11 protein-coding genes and 2 pseudogenes are annotated in these 15,945 nt (G+C 53.6%); all 13 read left to right on the forward strand.

What is annotated here, in order from left to right; all coding sequences use genetic code 11:
* The first annotated feature begins 150 nt into the window (after positions 1–150).
* Complete coding sequence (locus ACZ1HF_RS15850) at positions 151–9,807, forward strand: collagen-binding domain-containing protein (protein ID WP_472658419.1); 9,657 nt, start codon at positions 151–153, stop codon at positions 9,805–9,807.
* Positions 9,779–9,973, forward strand: a complete 195-nt coding sequence (locus tag ACZ1HF_RS15855) for a hypothetical protein (protein ID WP_472658420.1) — start codon at positions 9,779–9,781, stop codon at positions 9,971–9,973. Before ACZ1HF_RS15850 ends, ACZ1HF_RS15855 begins: the two co-directional genes overlap by 29 nt.
* Positions 9,974–10,010: 37 nt before the next feature.
* A pseudogene (locus tag ACZ1HF_RS15860) lies at positions 10,011–10,118 on the forward strand (RHS repeat-associated core domain-containing protein); the annotation flags it as partial.
* A 9-nt stretch (positions 10,119–10,127) separates the two neighbouring features.
* Positions 10,128–10,625: an HNH endonuclease gene (locus ACZ1HF_RS15865; protein ID WP_472658421.1), complete on the forward strand. Its 498-nt coding sequence runs from the start codon at positions 10,128–10,130 to the stop codon at positions 10,623–10,625.
* A gap of 5 nt (positions 10,626–10,630) precedes the next feature.
* A complete protein-coding gene (locus ACZ1HF_RS15870; protein ID WP_472658422.1) occupies positions 10,631–10,828 on the forward strand; it encodes an SMI1/KNR4 family protein in 198 nt (65 codons plus the stop codon).
* A 35-nt stretch (positions 10,829–10,863) separates the two neighbouring features.
* Positions 10,864–11,082: a hypothetical protein gene (locus ACZ1HF_RS15875; RefSeq protein ID WP_472659067.1), complete on the forward strand. Its 219-nt coding sequence runs from the start codon at positions 10,864–10,866 to the stop codon at positions 11,080–11,082.
* A gap of 75 nt (positions 11,083–11,157) precedes the next feature.
* Complete coding sequence (locus ACZ1HF_RS15880; RefSeq protein WP_472658423.1) at positions 11,158–12,435, forward strand: RHS repeat-associated core domain-containing protein; 1,278 nt, start codon at positions 11,158–11,160, stop codon at positions 12,433–12,435.
* Complete coding sequence (locus tag ACZ1HF_RS15885) at positions 12,404–12,976, forward strand: hypothetical protein (RefSeq protein WP_472658424.1); 573 nt, start codon at positions 12,404–12,406, stop codon at positions 12,974–12,976. The genes ACZ1HF_RS15880 and ACZ1HF_RS15885 overlap by 32 nt, the downstream gene beginning before the upstream one ends.
* 120 nt (positions 12,977–13,096) lie before the next feature.
* Positions 13,097–13,369: a hypothetical protein gene (locus ACZ1HF_RS15890; protein ID WP_472658425.1), complete on the forward strand. Its 273-nt coding sequence runs from the start codon at positions 13,097–13,099 to the stop codon at positions 13,367–13,369.
* Positions 13,351–13,944 (forward strand): annotated as a pseudogene (locus ACZ1HF_RS15895) (RHS repeat-associated core domain-containing protein); the annotation flags it as partial. The gene ACZ1HF_RS15890 and the pseudogene ACZ1HF_RS15895, both read left to right, overlap by 19 nt.
* A 5-nt stretch (positions 13,945–13,949) precedes the next feature.
* Positions 13,950–14,348, forward strand: a complete 399-nt coding sequence (locus ACZ1HF_RS15900) for a hypothetical protein (protein WP_472658426.1) — start codon at positions 13,950–13,952, stop codon at positions 14,346–14,348.
* 353 nt (positions 14,349–14,701) lie between these two features.
* Positions 14,702–15,049, forward strand: a complete 348-nt coding sequence (locus tag ACZ1HF_RS15905; RefSeq protein ID WP_472658427.1) for a hypothetical protein — start codon at positions 14,702–14,704, stop codon at positions 15,047–15,049.
* Between the two features lie 402 nt (positions 15,050–15,451).
* Positions 15,452–15,928, forward strand: a complete 477-nt coding sequence (locus ACZ1HF_RS15910) for a hypothetical protein (RefSeq protein ID WP_472658428.1) — start codon at positions 15,452–15,454, stop codon at positions 15,926–15,928.
* Positions 15,929–15,945 lie beyond the last annotated feature (17 nt).

A 15,945-nucleotide genomic window follows, 5' to 3' on the forward strand; every position in this document is an offset into this window, starting at 1 on the left:
GGTTCTATTGTTTTGTTTTTCTGCTGTTAACTATTTTTAGAAACGGATTGTTTCGTGTTTTGGGTTAATTAATGAGTTGCCTGGCTCTTTGGTTTGATGCGATGATTATGCATCACGGTTTTGTTATAGTGTATTTCTGAGGGGAATTTCGTGTCTTCATTTATGTCCCGCCTGTCGTTGGCGGTGGTTTTTTCGCTTTGTTCATTCTCTGCAAATTCTCAAGCTCTTGATTCTGGTTTTGTTGGTGTTTCGACGCCGATTGCCACGGTGATTGGGCAGACGGTTGTTCTGGACCCAACGGATGGGTTTGTGACCAATGGTGTAACGACGCTGCGCCCGGTTTGGAGCTGGGTCTCGCGGCCGGCGCTCAGCGTGGCGGAGTTCAGCGCAGCGGATGCTTTGCGCCCGCGTGTGACGATTGATGTGGTGGGGACCTATGTGGCCCGGCTTGAGCTGTTTGATGCAACGGATGCCAGCGCTGCGACCCCTCTGCACACGACCGAGCTTCAGATCAGCACCGACAATACGGCCCCTGTGGCCCGGGTGCGGGGCCGTGGCTTGCCCGACGCGCTGGAACTGGTGCTGGATGGTGCCGCGTCCTACGATGTGGATGGCGATGCACTGAGCTATGCGTGGTCGGTTATCTCGGCCCCGGATGGGTCGAACGTGTCCTTTGCCGATCCTGCAGCCCCGATCTCGGAGGTAAGCTATGAGGGCACGGGGTTCTTTGAGCTGGCGCTAAACGTCACGGATGCGAATGGTGCTGTCTCGGTGCCTGCGATATTTGAGTTTGATGTCACGGGCGAAGACCCGTCTGATACCCTTGATGTGCAGGCGACGCTGGGCACGTTCAACCTTGTGTCAGAGCAGTTTTTTGGCCGTCAGGAAGTGGAAGGGCGGACCTATATTGGCTCGACCGTCACACAGACCAATGGCCAGTTTGGCTTCCGCCCACAGACCGATGGTCTGGCATTTGACGAGTTGTATATCGACGGCGATCTGCAGAACTCCAACATCAATCTGACGCCGGGCGATGTGGCGAAGATCTCTGGGGTGCGGGTTCAGTCCAACGTCAATAACGGGGTTCTCGTCGAGAATGCGACGGATCTGCCAGTGTTCGATTTTGATCTGTTCAAGGCGCAATCAGCGTTTCTGGCGAGCCTGACGGGAGAGCGGGCGCAGCTTCAGGATCAGAACCACAAGCGCTTTGGCGGTGCCCCGAATGCAGTAGCGTCTGAGGCTGTGTTTGGTCCGAACACCCGCATTGTTGAGGCACGGATGCAGGATTTGCAGACCGGTGGCTATTCCATTGATGTCAGCCAGTCCGAGACGGTGATCATCAATGTCTCGGGCATATCCGGGCGGTTCCAGATGAACCCGTTGGGGGGCACAGGTTCGGCCGAGAACGTGATCTGGAACTTCTACGAGGCGACCTCAATCGACGTCAATTCTGTGATCATGGGTCATATTCTGGCACCCTATGCGCGGATGACGGGGTTCTCCGGGTCGTCTGAGGGCTCTGTAATTGCGCGCGATGTACAGTTGACCAATGGTGAGCTGCACCAGCGGTCCTGGCTGGGGCAATTGCCTACGGCTGATGAGGGCGGCGCGGTTGAACGCTCTGTCGGGCCTGTGGCGTCAGCCCGGTTTGACCAGTTGCGCGGGGCTGTTGGGACGGCGCTGGTGCTGGACGGGCACCAGAGCACGGATGTGGATGTGGATGTGCTGACGCCTGTGCTGCGGGTAGCTGTTGCGCCTGCGGGTGGTGCGGCTGTGATTGATGCGGGTACAGCCGATGGCCTGAGCGCCGTGACCCCGGATACGGTGGGCGAATATCTTGTGGCGCTGTCTGTGTCGGATGGGTCGCGCAGTGGTGCGGATCAGGTGCTGATCAGCACGGATCCTGCGGCGAACCTGCGTCCTGTGGCGCGGATTGACAGCAGCGGTGCGTTTGCCGTGGGCAGCGCGCAGGCGCTGGACGGGACGCAAAGTTATGATCTAGATGGCGATCTGATTAGTCATGACTGGGCGCTGATTTCGGCCCCGGCGGGTAGCCTGGCAACCATCGCGGGGACGGGCCCAAGCGTGGCGCTGACGCCGGATGTCGAGGGGCTTTATGTGGTGCAGCTGATCGCACGCGACGACCAGACGGCCTCGGTTCCTGCGACCTATGTGATCAAGACTGGTAGTCCGCTGCCAGTGGCCGAGGTCGGGCGTGACGCCTTGGCAAACGCTGCGGGTGTGGCGCAACTGGATGGCACACTATCGCAAGCTATGGCGCCCGGCTATACTTGGGGTGTGACGGGTCTGACGGGCGCCGCACCGGGTGTTTTGAATGATGCCGCGCTGGCTTTGCCAGAGCTGACGTTGGCAGAGGATCAGGGTGCTTTCCTATCCACCGTCTCGCAGCTTGTAGTGTCTGATGCGGGCGGCGTATCCTTGCCCGATACGGTATTTGTTGGCACAGGCAACCTGCGCCCTGTCATGCTGCGAGGGGCTGCGCTGAACAGCTCTGGCGGGCAGGCGGTTGCGCTTGATGCCGCTGATTATGCGTCTGATCTGAATGGCGATACGCTGAGCTATGGCTGGGCGCTGATTGCCCGGCCCGACGACAGTGCTGCGGTGATTGATCCGGCAAATCCGGATGTGCAGGTGCGGGCAGGGGACACGCTCAGCTTTGTGCCGGATCGCCCAGGGTTTTATCTGATCCAACTGGCCGCACAGGATGCGACATTAGCGGCTGAGCCCGTGGTGATCGTGCTTGAGGTCACGAACTCTGCACCCACAGCAGTGGCGACAATCACCAGCCCGGTCTTTGTCGGCGCGGTTGCGGCGCTGGACGGCACCGGCTCGTTCGATCCTGACAGCGATGCGCTGAGCTATAACTGGGTCATCACGGCGCGTCCGACCGGGTCCACGGCGACTATCCCCGACCCGTTCGGCCCGACGGCCAGCTTCACGCCGGATAGCCAAGGCAGCTATACGTTCGAGTTAACGGTTACTGACGGCCTGGTCAGCAGCCCACCCACAAATGTGACGCTGGAGGTGCCCAACCGCGCGCCAGTCGCAGCCCTGAGCGGCGCCACGACAGCAGCGGTCGGCACCGAGCTTGCCCTGAGCGCTGCCGGGTCAACCGACCCCGATGGCGACACGCTGAGCTACATCTTCGCCATGGCCAGTGCCCCGACAGGCAGCACTGCCAACATTACCGCCCTGAACACCACCGGCGATGCAAACTTCACCCCCGATGCTGCGGGGCAATACACCGTGCAAGTCACCGTCTCTGACGGGCTGACGCAGGGCATAGCCACGCTTGAGATCACGGTCGGCGGGTCGAATACGCCCCCCGTACTGGCCGCGCTGCAGGACACTTACACCGTCGAGGTGGGCCTGGAACTGACATTGGATCTGGACGCCACGGATACAGGCGGCGATATCCCCAGCTTTTATGCTCGGCCTTTGCCACTGCCCGCTGGCATGACGCTAAATGCCGAGACGGGTGTGCTGCGCTTCCGGCCTCAGGAAGGTCAGGAGGGCAGCTATGTCCTGACCCTTGGTGCCTCGGACACTGTGTTAACGGATGAACAAACCATCACCATCGAAGTGATCCCGGCTACACTTGGGGACACGGCAATCACGGGCCGCGTGCTGGATGCGACTGATTTTGCCAATGGAGTCGAGACGCCCTTGGCAAATATCCCGGTCCGCCTGCGCGATGCGGCCTTGACGACACTCACCGAAGCTGATGGCAGCTTCAGCTTTGAAGGGCTGAGTGGCACACGCGACGTTGTGCTGATAGAGCCATCCGCCGATGGTGGCCCGGGCGGTTACAGCTCGGACGCGCGTGATATCCGCATCACCGCAAACCAAACCCGTGATCTGGAGCCAGCCTTCCTGCTGACGGCCCTCAATGACAGCTGCGCACCAGTTGTGGCAGGTGTGCAAACGGTGCTGACCGGGGCTACATCGGGGGTTAGGGTCACCATCGCTGCGGATACGATCGAGAGCATCGCGGGTGGTGCTTATACCGGTGAGGTCTGCCTCGGCTCACTGCCACAGCTCTTTGAACATCCCGGCCTGCCGGTCCACACCCAGGCCTGCAACATCTACGCTCTGGATGCCCCCGGCGCAGTGTTCACACAAGGCGTGCAGATCAGCGCGCCAAATGTCGACAACCTGCCTGAGCCTGCCCAACTGAACCTGTGGCGCACCAATGCAACGACAGGCAATTTTGGCCGCACTGCGCGGGCAAATGTGGACACGGGTGGCACGACCGTCAGCGGGATAATTGCCAGCTTGCCAAGCTCAACCCTGTTTACCTTCCTGCCACAATCCCCGCGCCTGACGGCGTCGGCGGATATGCCAACGGGGAACCGCTACCTGACCCCGCTTGAGGGTGATCTGTCCGAAACCTATGTTTTGCCCGGCTACCGCGCGTTCAACCGCACGCAACAGGTCGCCTTGTCCTACCACTCGGCGGCTGCGGACCCGACGGTGATCGTGGCCGGAGACGTGTCCATTTCCGACACAGCCGGCCTGCCTGAGACGTTGCAAACCCGGATTGACATCGGTGGGCTTGACCTGCGGGATGACAAAAGCTGGACGCCGCGCAATGCCGCCAGCGGCACAACGCCTGCGCTGATCGGCGAAGAGGTCACCCTGCGCCAGTCCATGTCAGTAGATGCAAGCGAGCTGTCGTCCGGGCGCTATGAGTTTACCTATTACTCGGCTGCAAGCTATGCCTGTTCGACGGTTGCCAGTGACTATACCGGCGAGCTTTATGTCCAGAACGAGACTGATAGCCCTTACGGCCAGGGCTGGTCCATCGACGGGTTGCAGAAACTGGTCCAGAATGATGATGGTTCGGTCGCAATCATCAACGATGACAGCGTGACGACCTTCGACCCGGAGAAAAGCTTCACAGAGTTCGACGAAGACGCAAGGCTCGTCTTCCCTGCTGTTGGGGTACAGGGGCTCAGCACCGCGGATGTCGATCAAGATGGTAACCTTGATATCATCTTTGGGGACAGTGGTACGGGCTCTGTCAGGACAATTCTCAATTATGGTGACCGCAACCTAGAAGCAGACAAATCCGTTCAGGTGGCAGCGCCTACGACTGTCCCAACGACCGGGACTTATGCTCCGATCCTGTTCTCAGCTAAGGAGATAGACTACAACGGCGATGAATGGCCTGATATTGTCTATGGTACGCAGCGTAGCAACATTGTGGGCTATCTCGTAAATCAAGGGTTCGGCGAATTTGAAAATGTGGTTCGTGCAGATGGCTTCCCTGCAAATCTTACTACTTTGAACGTCGCGGATGTCGATGGGGACGGCTTCGAAGACGCGATAGTTGGCGGCAACACCCAGAGCTTTTTCGGTTCGTTCCCTCAAGTCTGGGTTGATTTTGGTGGCGATCCAACCCGGCTTTTCTCGCGCATCCGTTCAGGTGGCAGTGGCGGTAATGTTTTACAGGTCGAAACATTGGATCTTACGGGTGATGACGATGTGGATATCATGTTCCGGCAGGCGATCGGCGTTCAGGCGCTGCAAAACACTGGAGACCGTGGTTTTGCATTCTTTGGTTTGAACATTGGTGGTCCAAGTCCGAATGGGTTGGGGTCTGCTTTTGCCACCGGAGATTTGAACGGCGACACTCTGGATGATGTGGTCACGAACACGCCATCAGCAGGGATTCAGGTGTTTCTTCGTCTTCCGGACACTTTTTTCGCTGACCCCATTGTATATTCGCTACCGACTGCGGCGCTTGGACAGAATTCGTCAGTTTTCTTGCTAGATGCCAATGGTGATGGTCTGGATGACATCCTGATATCCTACGGAACACCAGATGGATCGGAAGTAGCGATTTATCAGGGTCAGGGTAACGGTGAGTTCTTGCCGCCACAGATCGGATTATTTGACTACGCTATTGACGAACAGATTGCCGTTGATGTGGACGGAGATGGCGGTCTTGATCTGGTCTCGGCCCAAAGATTTTCGGTTACGGTCGATTTCTCGAAACCGTCCTCCGGGAACAACTTTTCAGCGGGTCGCGGCGAATTCTCGACCCTGACCCGATTGGATGACGGTGGTTGGGAACGACGCTACAAGGACGGCAACAAGGTCATTTTCGACGCGAACGGCCTGCAGACAGCAGAGGTTGATACGCAGGGTAATCGCCGGGAGTTTGCATATGACGTAAATGGGCGCTTGGCGACAATAACAGACCAGGTTGGTGGCGTGACAACTTTCGCCTATGAAGAAGCCGGTCGCCTGTCGATGATCACTTACCCTGATGGTCGGGAAACAGTCTTTGAACAGGATGACGGCAAGCTTACTGGTGTCACGGAACCTGATGGTGATACAGCCATGTTCGGATATGACGAATATGGGCGATTGTTATCGACCATTAACCTGAACGGCAATCAAACTCTTTATTCATATGACGCAACAGGCCGAATGTTTGGCGCAACACTTCCTGACGGTTCGAGCATTCGCAGTCAGGTTGCGACATCTCTCGGGCTGGTTGACGGCCTTGGGGGTGCTATCAGCAACCCACGTCCATATGTGGCACCAGAAGATCGCGTGACGACCGTTACGGACCGCAAAGGAGAAGTGACCGAGATCATTGTGAACAGCTTCGGCTCGACGGTTCAGGTCACCGATCCGCTTGGGCGCATAACACGGATGGAGCGGGATCAGAACGATCTCGTTGAGCTGCTGGAACGCCCCAGTTCCTCACTGCAAGGCGGGGTGCGGACAGACACGCTGCTCTATGACCGTAATGCCAATGTTACCCAGATGGTGGAGGCGTTTGGGTCGCCGGATCAACGTGTCATGAGCTACGTTTATGAGCCTCAGTTCAATAAAGTCACGCGAATGACTGATGCTCAGGGCTTCGTGACAACGTATGAATACGATCCGTTTGGAGAGGTCACTCTGATTACCGACCCAGAAGGGGGGCAGAGAACCTTTAGCTATACCAGCCGTGGCAAAATCTTGGCACGCCGGGATGAGAACTTTAATTTCACGCGTTTTGCCTATGACGGGACACAGAACCTGTCACAGATCACCTATGCCGACGGGTCGATTTCTCAGATGACCTATGACGATCGGGGCAATACAACGACCATCGCTGAGGCTGCCGGAACACCGGAAGAACGCCAGATCCAGCGAAGCTATGACAGCGACAACCGCGTCCTTACGGTCGAAGTGACAGCCGCTGACGGCGCTCAAATCGATGGGCTGACCAGCTATGCCTATGACGGGGTTGGCAATGTGACGTCGATCACGGATGAAACCGGGTTGGTCACTTTGATGACATATGACGATGTGGAACGGCTCACGGCGGTGAACGACCCTGCCGAGGGACTAATCCGTCGCCTCTACAACCAAGCTGGCGAAGTCGTTGAACATATCAACGGGGATAGCGAGCGTCACCTCTATGCCTATGATGCGGTCAGTCGCCTGACACAGACAACGGACCCGGAAGGCTATATCAAAACCTTTGGCTATGATCTGCGGGACAATATCGCTCAGGTCACAGACGGGCGGGGCGGTGTGACTGCGTTCGAATATGATGGACTGGACCGGATGACGGTTCGAACCAATCCGCTGGGCCAGACCATGCGGCGTGAATATGACCCGCGTGACAACCTCATCAGACTGACCCGCGAGGATGGTCTGGTTGAGCGGGCCTTTTACGACCGCCTCTCGCGGCGCGAGCGGGTGCAAACGCCCGATAACATACTGCGTTACACTTATGACCGCCGTAGTAATCTTACATCTGCCTTGGACGACGACAGCCGGGTGTCGTTCAACTACGACAGTCGCAATCGGCTTAGCAGAGCATCCACATCCCGCATTGAGCTACAGCCGGATGTGACGTTGCGCTATACGTATGATGCGCTGGACCGTCGGGTATCGATGACCGACAGCCTGGGCGGCGTGACGCAATACACCTATGATCCCGAGGACCGGCTGACCAAACTCACCGCCCCATGGGGGACGGAGTATGACTTCGGTTATGACGGGTATGGGCGTCGGACGTCACTGACCTCTACCTCGGGCCGTGCGTCCTCGATGGAATACACCAACGGGTTGTTGTCGGCGCTGAGCCATGCGCAGAACGGTATCGCGCTGACGGATCTGGTGTACCGCTACGATGTGGACGGTCAACTGACCGGCATTGATGACCAGTTGGACCCGTCGAAGTCGAAGGGGATCTCGTATGATGACCTGAACCGCTTGTTGCAGGTGGCCGAGGGCATTCCCGTGGCCGATGGCGGCACGCAGACCCCGGTTGAGGACTATGCCTACGACGAGGAGGGCAACCGCACCGTCGCGCATCTGTCAAACGTCTATAACAGCAACTCTGACAACCAGCTGACCGAGGACGACACATACACCTATGCCTATGACGCGCGCGGGAACAGGATCAGCCGGACCGCAAAGGCGGACGGTGCGGGTGAGAGCTACGCCTATGACAGCCAGAACCGTCTGATCAGCTACACTGCGGCGGATGGTGCGGTGACGCAGTATCAATACGATGCACTGGACCGCCGGATTGCGAAGGTCCGGGGCGGGGCGGCGACGGCCTATATCTACGACACGTCGATGCGCACTCCGCTGGCTCATGATGACATCGTGCTGGCGTTTGAGGTGGCCGAGGAAGACCCCGATGCGGTGTTCGGGGCCTGTGATGTGGTGCTGGCCGCCGCTGGCCTGACGGTGGGCGATGTTGAAGCGCTGCCGCTGCCCGATGTGGAGTTTCTTTACGGAGGGGTTGCTTCGTCCACAGACCCGTTAACCTTTGAGCTGCTGAACCGGGTGAGCGAGCTTGGCAATGGCGAAGAGGTCTTCGTCGACCCACGGGACGTTCTTCAGACGTTGCTGGGCGACATCCCCGCACCCTGCGAGACCGCGTTCCTGGCGGATACCGGTCAACCCTTTGGCGAAGTCACCCTGACCCACCGCTGGGTGCATTCCGACAGCGTGGATGAACCGCTGGGGTTTGAGGCGTATTCCGGGAGCGATCAGCCCGCCAGCGGGACCGTTTACGAGATGTATTCGGACCGTCAAGGCTCGATCAGCAAGGTTGTTGACGTCTCGACGGGCTCTGCTGTGGCGGAGTACGACTACGACGCCTTCGGCACGCGCACCCAGTTTGCGGGCACCCTGTTCCAGCATTACGGGTACACGGGCCGGGAGGTCGATGACGAGAGCGACTTACTTTACTACCGTGCGCGGCACTACGATCCCGTGCTGGGCCAGTTCATCCAACGCGACCCGATTGGGTTCGCCGCAGGTGATCTGAACACCTACGCCTATGTCTGGAATGACCCTTATAATTGGACAGACCCCAGTGGCTTGACCACCGCAGCGCTCGGTGGGGCTGGCTCTGCTAAAAGTGCAAAGCAAACAGCCAAAACGGTTGGCACAGTCGGCGCCCCAACGCTTGGCCTTGCGGCACAGATCAGAACTGCGCTGATATTGTTTAATATTGTGCAATCCGTTGAAGCAGGTAGTGGTGAGAAGGATGATGCGAAGACGGATAGTAGGGCTGGTAATCCTGATCCGGATTGTAAGCCAGATGATAATCGAGAGCCGACACCAAAAACAGATCCAACTGACTTTAAAAATGTGCGCGGCACACCTGCTAAAGTTAATCCAAAGACGGGTGAAATCTGGGTTTTTGACCGACTTCACAAAGACCACTATGAGGTTTATAAGAATCGCAAAATGTTTGATAAAAGAAAACGGAGTAGGAGTGTTTGGGATGACGGGCGACCAAAAGATTGCTTCTGACAAGGCTTTTTTAAGGCTAGCAAAATTTTTAAAAGGCAAAGAAATCAATAAAGTTTCTCAAAGTAACGCAAATGAATTATGTATTAGTTTTTTGGATGACTCAAGATTGTATGTAGATTCCAAAGCTGTATTGGAATTTTCTGTTGAAACGGAAGAAGAATTTTAGCGATTAACCTCGCTTCCTCTAATGCCGCGCGCAGCACTATGATCCAGCCCTAGGCCAGTTCATCCAACGCGACCCCATCGGGTTCGCCGCCGGTGATCTGAACACCTACGCCTATGTTTGGAACGACCCCTATAATTGGACAGACCCAAGTGGTTTGGCTGCGACGGCTGATGGGCTGATCGGTTCTGCTGGAAGTGCAAAGCAAACAGCCAAAACGGCCGGCACAGTAGGCATCCCAACGCTTGGCCTCGCGGCACAAATCAGAGCCGCGCTGATATTGTTTAACATTGTGCAATCCGTTGAGTCGGGTAGTGAGGAAGATGATGATGAATGCGTAGATAATGAGGATTTGCCCGAGGCCATCCGAAACCGCGGGTTGGCCGGAGGTGAACATCCAGTAACCAAAGTTCCGTTTGATGCCAAGGGTTATCCTATCTTTGAAGCGATTGTCTCGGTTGAGATTGCAGTGACTGGTAATCGTGGCATCGACGCTCGTAGGGCAAATAAAGCGGCGGGCTTTAAAGTTAGGCCTAATAATACTATATGGCATCATCATCAAGACGGAAAGACGATGCAGCTTGTCGATAGAGAAACTCATGAAAAAACAGGTCATGATGGTGGCGTCAAGAATCATAGGGATAAAGGATGTTAGACATATTGAAAAAGTTCGAGATGGTTGATCAGCCGGTCCCTGTTGGTGACGAAGATATCGACAAAATCAGGGAAGCCATGAGGCGAGACCTTCCTTCCGAATACATAGAGTTTCTAAAGAAATACAACGGCGCTCGCTGGATTACGCTAGTTTTTGATACACCAAAAGGCGAAGAATTTGATGTATCAGATTTTTTTGTTTAAACGACCCAATAAAAGCATGTGATATTCTCGAAAATATTGAGGATCAAAGAGACAATAATCTGCCCGGTCACCTGCCCATAGCTAGTGGCAACTTTGGAGATTTGATCAGTATTTCGCTGAATGACGATGATTACGGTGCCGTATGGGTGAGAGATAATAGATTATCGTGGGGCAACAGAGGGAATATGGACGCCTACCAAAAATGTTTTGGCAGTTTTTCCGAGTTTCTGGCCAATCTTCGCGACGAACAATAGTTACAAGGCGGTCTTTTTTCATAATGACTTAACAGCCAGAACCGTCTGATCAGCTACACTGCGGCGGATGGTGCGGTGACGCAGTATCAATACGATGCACTGGACCGCCGGATTGCGAAGGTCCGGGGCGGGGCGGCGACGGCCTATATCTACGACACGTCGATGCGCACTCCGCTGGCTCATGATGACATCGTGCTGGCGTTTGAGGTGGCCGAGGAAGACCCCGATGCGGTGTTCGGGGCTTGTGATGTGGTGCTGGCCGCCGCTGGCCTGACGGTGGGCGATGTTGAAGCGCTGCCGCTGCCCGATGTGGAGTTTCTTTACGGAGGGGTTGCTTCGTCCACAGACCCGTTAACCTTTGAGCTACTGAACCGGGTGAGCAAGCTTGGCAATGGCGAAGAGGTCTTCGTCGACCCACGGGACGTTCTTCAGACGTTGCTGGGCGACATCCCCGCACCCTGCGAGACCGCGTTCCTGGCGGATACCGGTCAACCCTTTGGCGAAGTCACCCTGACCCACCGCTGGGTGCATTCCGACAGCGTGGATGAACCGCTGGGGTTTGAGGCGTATTCCGGGAGCGATCAGCCCGCCAGCGGGACCGTTTACGAGATGTATTCGGACCGTCAAGGCTCGATCAGCAAGGTTGTTGACGTCTCGACGGGCTCTGCTGTGGCGGAGTACGACTACGACGCCTTCGGCAGCCGCACGCAATTTGCGGGCACCCTGTTCCAGCATTACGGGTACACGGGCCGGGAGGTCGATGACGAGAGCGACTTACTTTACTACCGTGCGCGGTATTACGATCCAGCCCTAGGCCAGTTTATTGCGAGAGATCTAACTGGATTTATTGCAGGAGACCTCAATCTATATTCGTATGTCGAAAATGATCCCTATACGTTTGTTGATCCTTCTGGACTTTCTTCTTTGGGTCTTGCTCGAAATGGCGCAGCCTCCGCCGCCGCTGGTGCCTTTGCTCAAAATAATGTCAATCAAGGCGTTTTGGGTCTCACAGCAGCAATTACGGCCGCTCTTTATAATTTCAATGTAAGCGGATCAGACGGGGAAGCAGCACCAACCGAAGGAACTGGTTCTGGTGGTGGAAACGGAAACTGCGGTGGCCCAAATGATGATCGTAGTAAACTCAAACAAACTCTTGATAAAATAATTAAGTACTCTTTGGAAACTACCAGAGTATTGGTTATTGTATGGGGAGCGCTTGTTCCAGGTGCTGAGAATATTAGAGATGCTGCAAATACGCATTTTGAAACCAGGTCTCGGATAGAGCAAATAAAGCGTGACCTTGAGACAAAAGAGGAAAACAATGGGCAAGGAGACGGCGATGACGACTGCTAGTAATCACCTTAACTCTATACTAGATAATGATATGGAGGCTCCTAAATTCCTGAGCGCGGCTGAGTTATTTAACATTACTACAGAAGCTTTGAGGCGGAAAGATATTTTGCCAAACCAATTAAAAAATGTTTTTACTTTTATCATGAAAGGAAATTTTTCCCGTGATATCGGGACACTTCAAAATCTAGGGATGCTCGCTTCCAAGGCGGGAATGGAAAAGGAAGCAAAAGCCTTTGCTTTTGATTTCATTGAGGGAAACAGCTTTCACGCTGCGCTGCAAGTTGCCCAAGCATATGTCGATAGTAGTGGCGATGATAATGAATCAAGAATGGACGATGTGCTTGAGGGGCTTAGGAAAGCTGATCACGTTCCGACTAGAAGGTACCTTTTTGATAGAAAGCTCAAGCCTCTAGGAAGATTTAAATCGATCTTTTGTTTCTTTCAAGCCATGTACCTACTTCCTAAGGTAATACTGATAGTTATAAAAGATCGCCGAGATCCTCGGTTGGAAAGCGCATCATCTATAAATATTTATAAATAGTATTTTTCGTATCTCCGCTCCAGTTGATGACATCTGGGTGCTCTGCTCTGTGCTGAGATTGATAGCTGTGAGGCTGATGCTACAACGACCCTGACCCACCGCTGGGTGCATTCCGACAGCGTGGATGAACCGCTGGGGTTTGAGGCATATTCCGGGAGCGATCAGCCCGCCAGCGGGACCGTTTACGAGATGTATTCGGACCGTCAAGGCTCGATCAGCAAGGTTGTTGACGTCTCGACGGGCTCTGCTGTGGCGGAGTACGACTACGACGCCTTCGGCACGCGCACCCAGTTTGCGGGCACCCTGTTCCAGCATTACGGGTACACGGGCGAGAAGTCGATGACGAGAGCGACTTACTTTACTACCGTGCGCGGCACTACGATCCAGCCCTAGGCCAGTTCATCCAACGCGACCCCATCGGGTTTGGTGGGGGTGATAAAAACATTTATGCTTATGTTTTTAATGACCCATACAATAAACTTGATCCAACAGGATTAAGTTTTCTTGAATACAGGACTTTAAACGCAGGCGTCGTTACAACTGGGTTAGGCGTTGCGTGTATTTCATCACCAGGTTGTAGAGATAGCGGGGGAAATGTTGTTGAAGGCCCAATCGTAGCGATCGGGAATGGTGCGTTAGGCCTTGCTCAACAAATTGGTGCGATACTTAGCGGCCTAGGAAGTATTCTCAATTCTGATAAGGAAGAATGGCGGGAAAATGGTGATCCTCCACCAGCTGGGCACAATGGGCCCCCTGAAGAGCCAGAAGATCCTATGCCTCCCAAGTTACCGCCTGTTCCATGGTGGATACTTTTAGGTTATGATAAAGATCCTAACGATCTTAATGACACAACGGCATCAACAACTAATCCAAGTGATGAATTTATTGGGAAGCCTGATACAACAACACCTGCTGACCGTGCAACCGCGTTTAAGATTTTGATACTTCGACTTTTGGGGCTGGCCTAGAAACCATGAACATCTTCAAAGCTGCCCTGATGTCGTATAGATTCACAAAAGCGTCCAAGCTTTATAATAAGCACCAATACGATGAAGCACTAAAAGTTTTAGATAAAATAGATGCTGGCGCGACTTATGATGCAAAGATTGTTTTGTTTAAAGCTGATATATTCCATCGAATGAATCTACTTGGAAAAGCTGAAAAATCCTATGCTAAGTTCCTTAGATATGAGTTGCAAAAAGTTGAACATGAGGGTGATCGCCGTTATTTAAAAATATATGCGGAATATTTTCTGGAGCAGTGTTTGCGAAAATCAAATTCTAAGCTTCCGAAAACAATAACACTTTCAAGTGTAAAGGCCTTTGAAAAAGATGCCACTGTCGTAACTAAAGCAGAATTTCAGACAGTCTAGTCTACCGGAGCTAAGCTTTTGCAAACAAGTATAAATGCTTCAGATGATTGTTATTCAAATAAAATCAGAATAGGATTTACAGGATGACGGGCGACCAAAAGACTGTTTCTGATAAGATTTTCTCAAGGCTTGCAAAGTTTCTGCAAGGTCAAGAAATCGATAAAGTCACTCAGAATAACTCAAATGAGTTGTTTATAAGTCTTACGGGCGGATCAAGGTTATATATTGATTCTAAGACTAAATTGGAATTTTCTGTTGAGACGAATGAAGAGTTTTAGCGACTAACTAAGTACGACACCTACGCCTATGACAGCCAGAACCGTCTGATCAGCTACACTGCGGCGGATGGTGCGGTGACGCAGTATCAATACGATGCACTGGACCGCCGGATTGCGAAGGTCCGGGGTGGGGCGGCGACGGCCTATATCTACGACACGTCGATGCGCACTCCGCTGGCTCATGATGACATCGTGCTGGCGTTTGAGGTGGCCGAGGAAGACCCCGATGCGGTGTTCGGGGCCTGTGATGTGGTGCTGGTCGCCGCTGGCCTGACGGTGGGCGATGTTGAAGCGCTGCCGCTGCCCGATGTGGAGTTTCTCTACGGAGGGGTTGCTTCGTCCACAGACCCGTTAACCTTTGAGCTACTGAACCGGGTGAGCGAGCTTGGCAATGGCGAAGAGGTCTTCGTCGACCCGAAATAATGGTTGGCGCGGGTATCTCGTTTCTTTTAGTGCAAATCTCACAAGCTATTTCTGGATTTGAACTCATTCCTGAGGTGACTAATAAGGACGTAACAACAGATGTAATCAACAGATGGCCGAATGATAACGATGCTTGTCTCCGAGCTAGAGTTCGAAAAGAAAGGGCGCAATCGATAGTGAATTCATTGGGGAAATGTGTTCCATCTACTGGCCTTGCAGGTAGAGTCCTTCGTTACGCTGCATGGCGGGAGCTCGGCTTTGCACGTAATGCGCGAGATATTGCTTGTCATGGTGGTTCTGATGCAGGACATATGACACAGATCAAAGATGCGTTTCAACAAGCCGGGAATTGCAGTTTTGGTTTACTCTCCCCCTCTCCTTAATGAATAAGCTGAAAAACAAATGATATTAAAGAAAAATACGGAGTTCTTTTCAAGCCTTGCTTCAGATGATGATCTAGGTGATTACTCTGATATATTGCTTATCGAACAGTACGGTTTTGATTTTCACAAGCATGATGTATTAGTTTGGAGTTGTTGGCCGGTACTTTCAAGAACTGGCCGAAAGGTTGTCCTCGACCACATAATGAAGAGTTATAAAGAAGCGCCTTTCAAACATAGCATGGCGTTTGATCGAATATTTTCGGAGCTGGACTCTGTTAATATTTCAGGCAGGAATTGGCAAAAACTAGATACCAGTTTGATAGATTTTTGGAAAGAAATAGAACCAGATTTTGTTTGTCAAGTTTTTGAAGTATTAAGATCTATTTCGCCAAGAAACGACCCTGAATCTAGCTTTGAATTCTCTTCAGAGCGTGTTTTGAGGAATATAGAGCTGCTAAGAGATACTGACAGCTCTAATTTTGTTATTAATCTGTAGCTTTAGCTCGCCGATGA

The sequence above is a fragment of the Litoreibacter sp. GN1-5 genome, assembly GCF_055693805.1.

Coding starts and splice junctions, on each gene's coding strand:
- ACZ1HF_RS15855 (WP_472658420.1), top strand. CDS start 9,779: ATGACGGGCGACCAAAAGATTGCTTCTGACAAGGCTTTTTTAAGGCTA.
- ACZ1HF_RS15885 (WP_472658424.1), top strand. CDS start 12,404: ATGGGCAAGGAGACGGCGATGACGACTGCTAGTAATCACCTTAACTCT.
- ACZ1HF_RS15900 (WP_472658426.1), top strand. CDS start 13,950: ATGAACATCTTCAAAGCTGCCCTGATGTCGTATAGATTCACAAAAGCG.
- ACZ1HF_RS15910 (WP_472658428.1), top strand. CDS start 15,452: ATGATATTAAAGAAAAATACGGAGTTCTTTTCAAGCCTTGCTTCAGAT.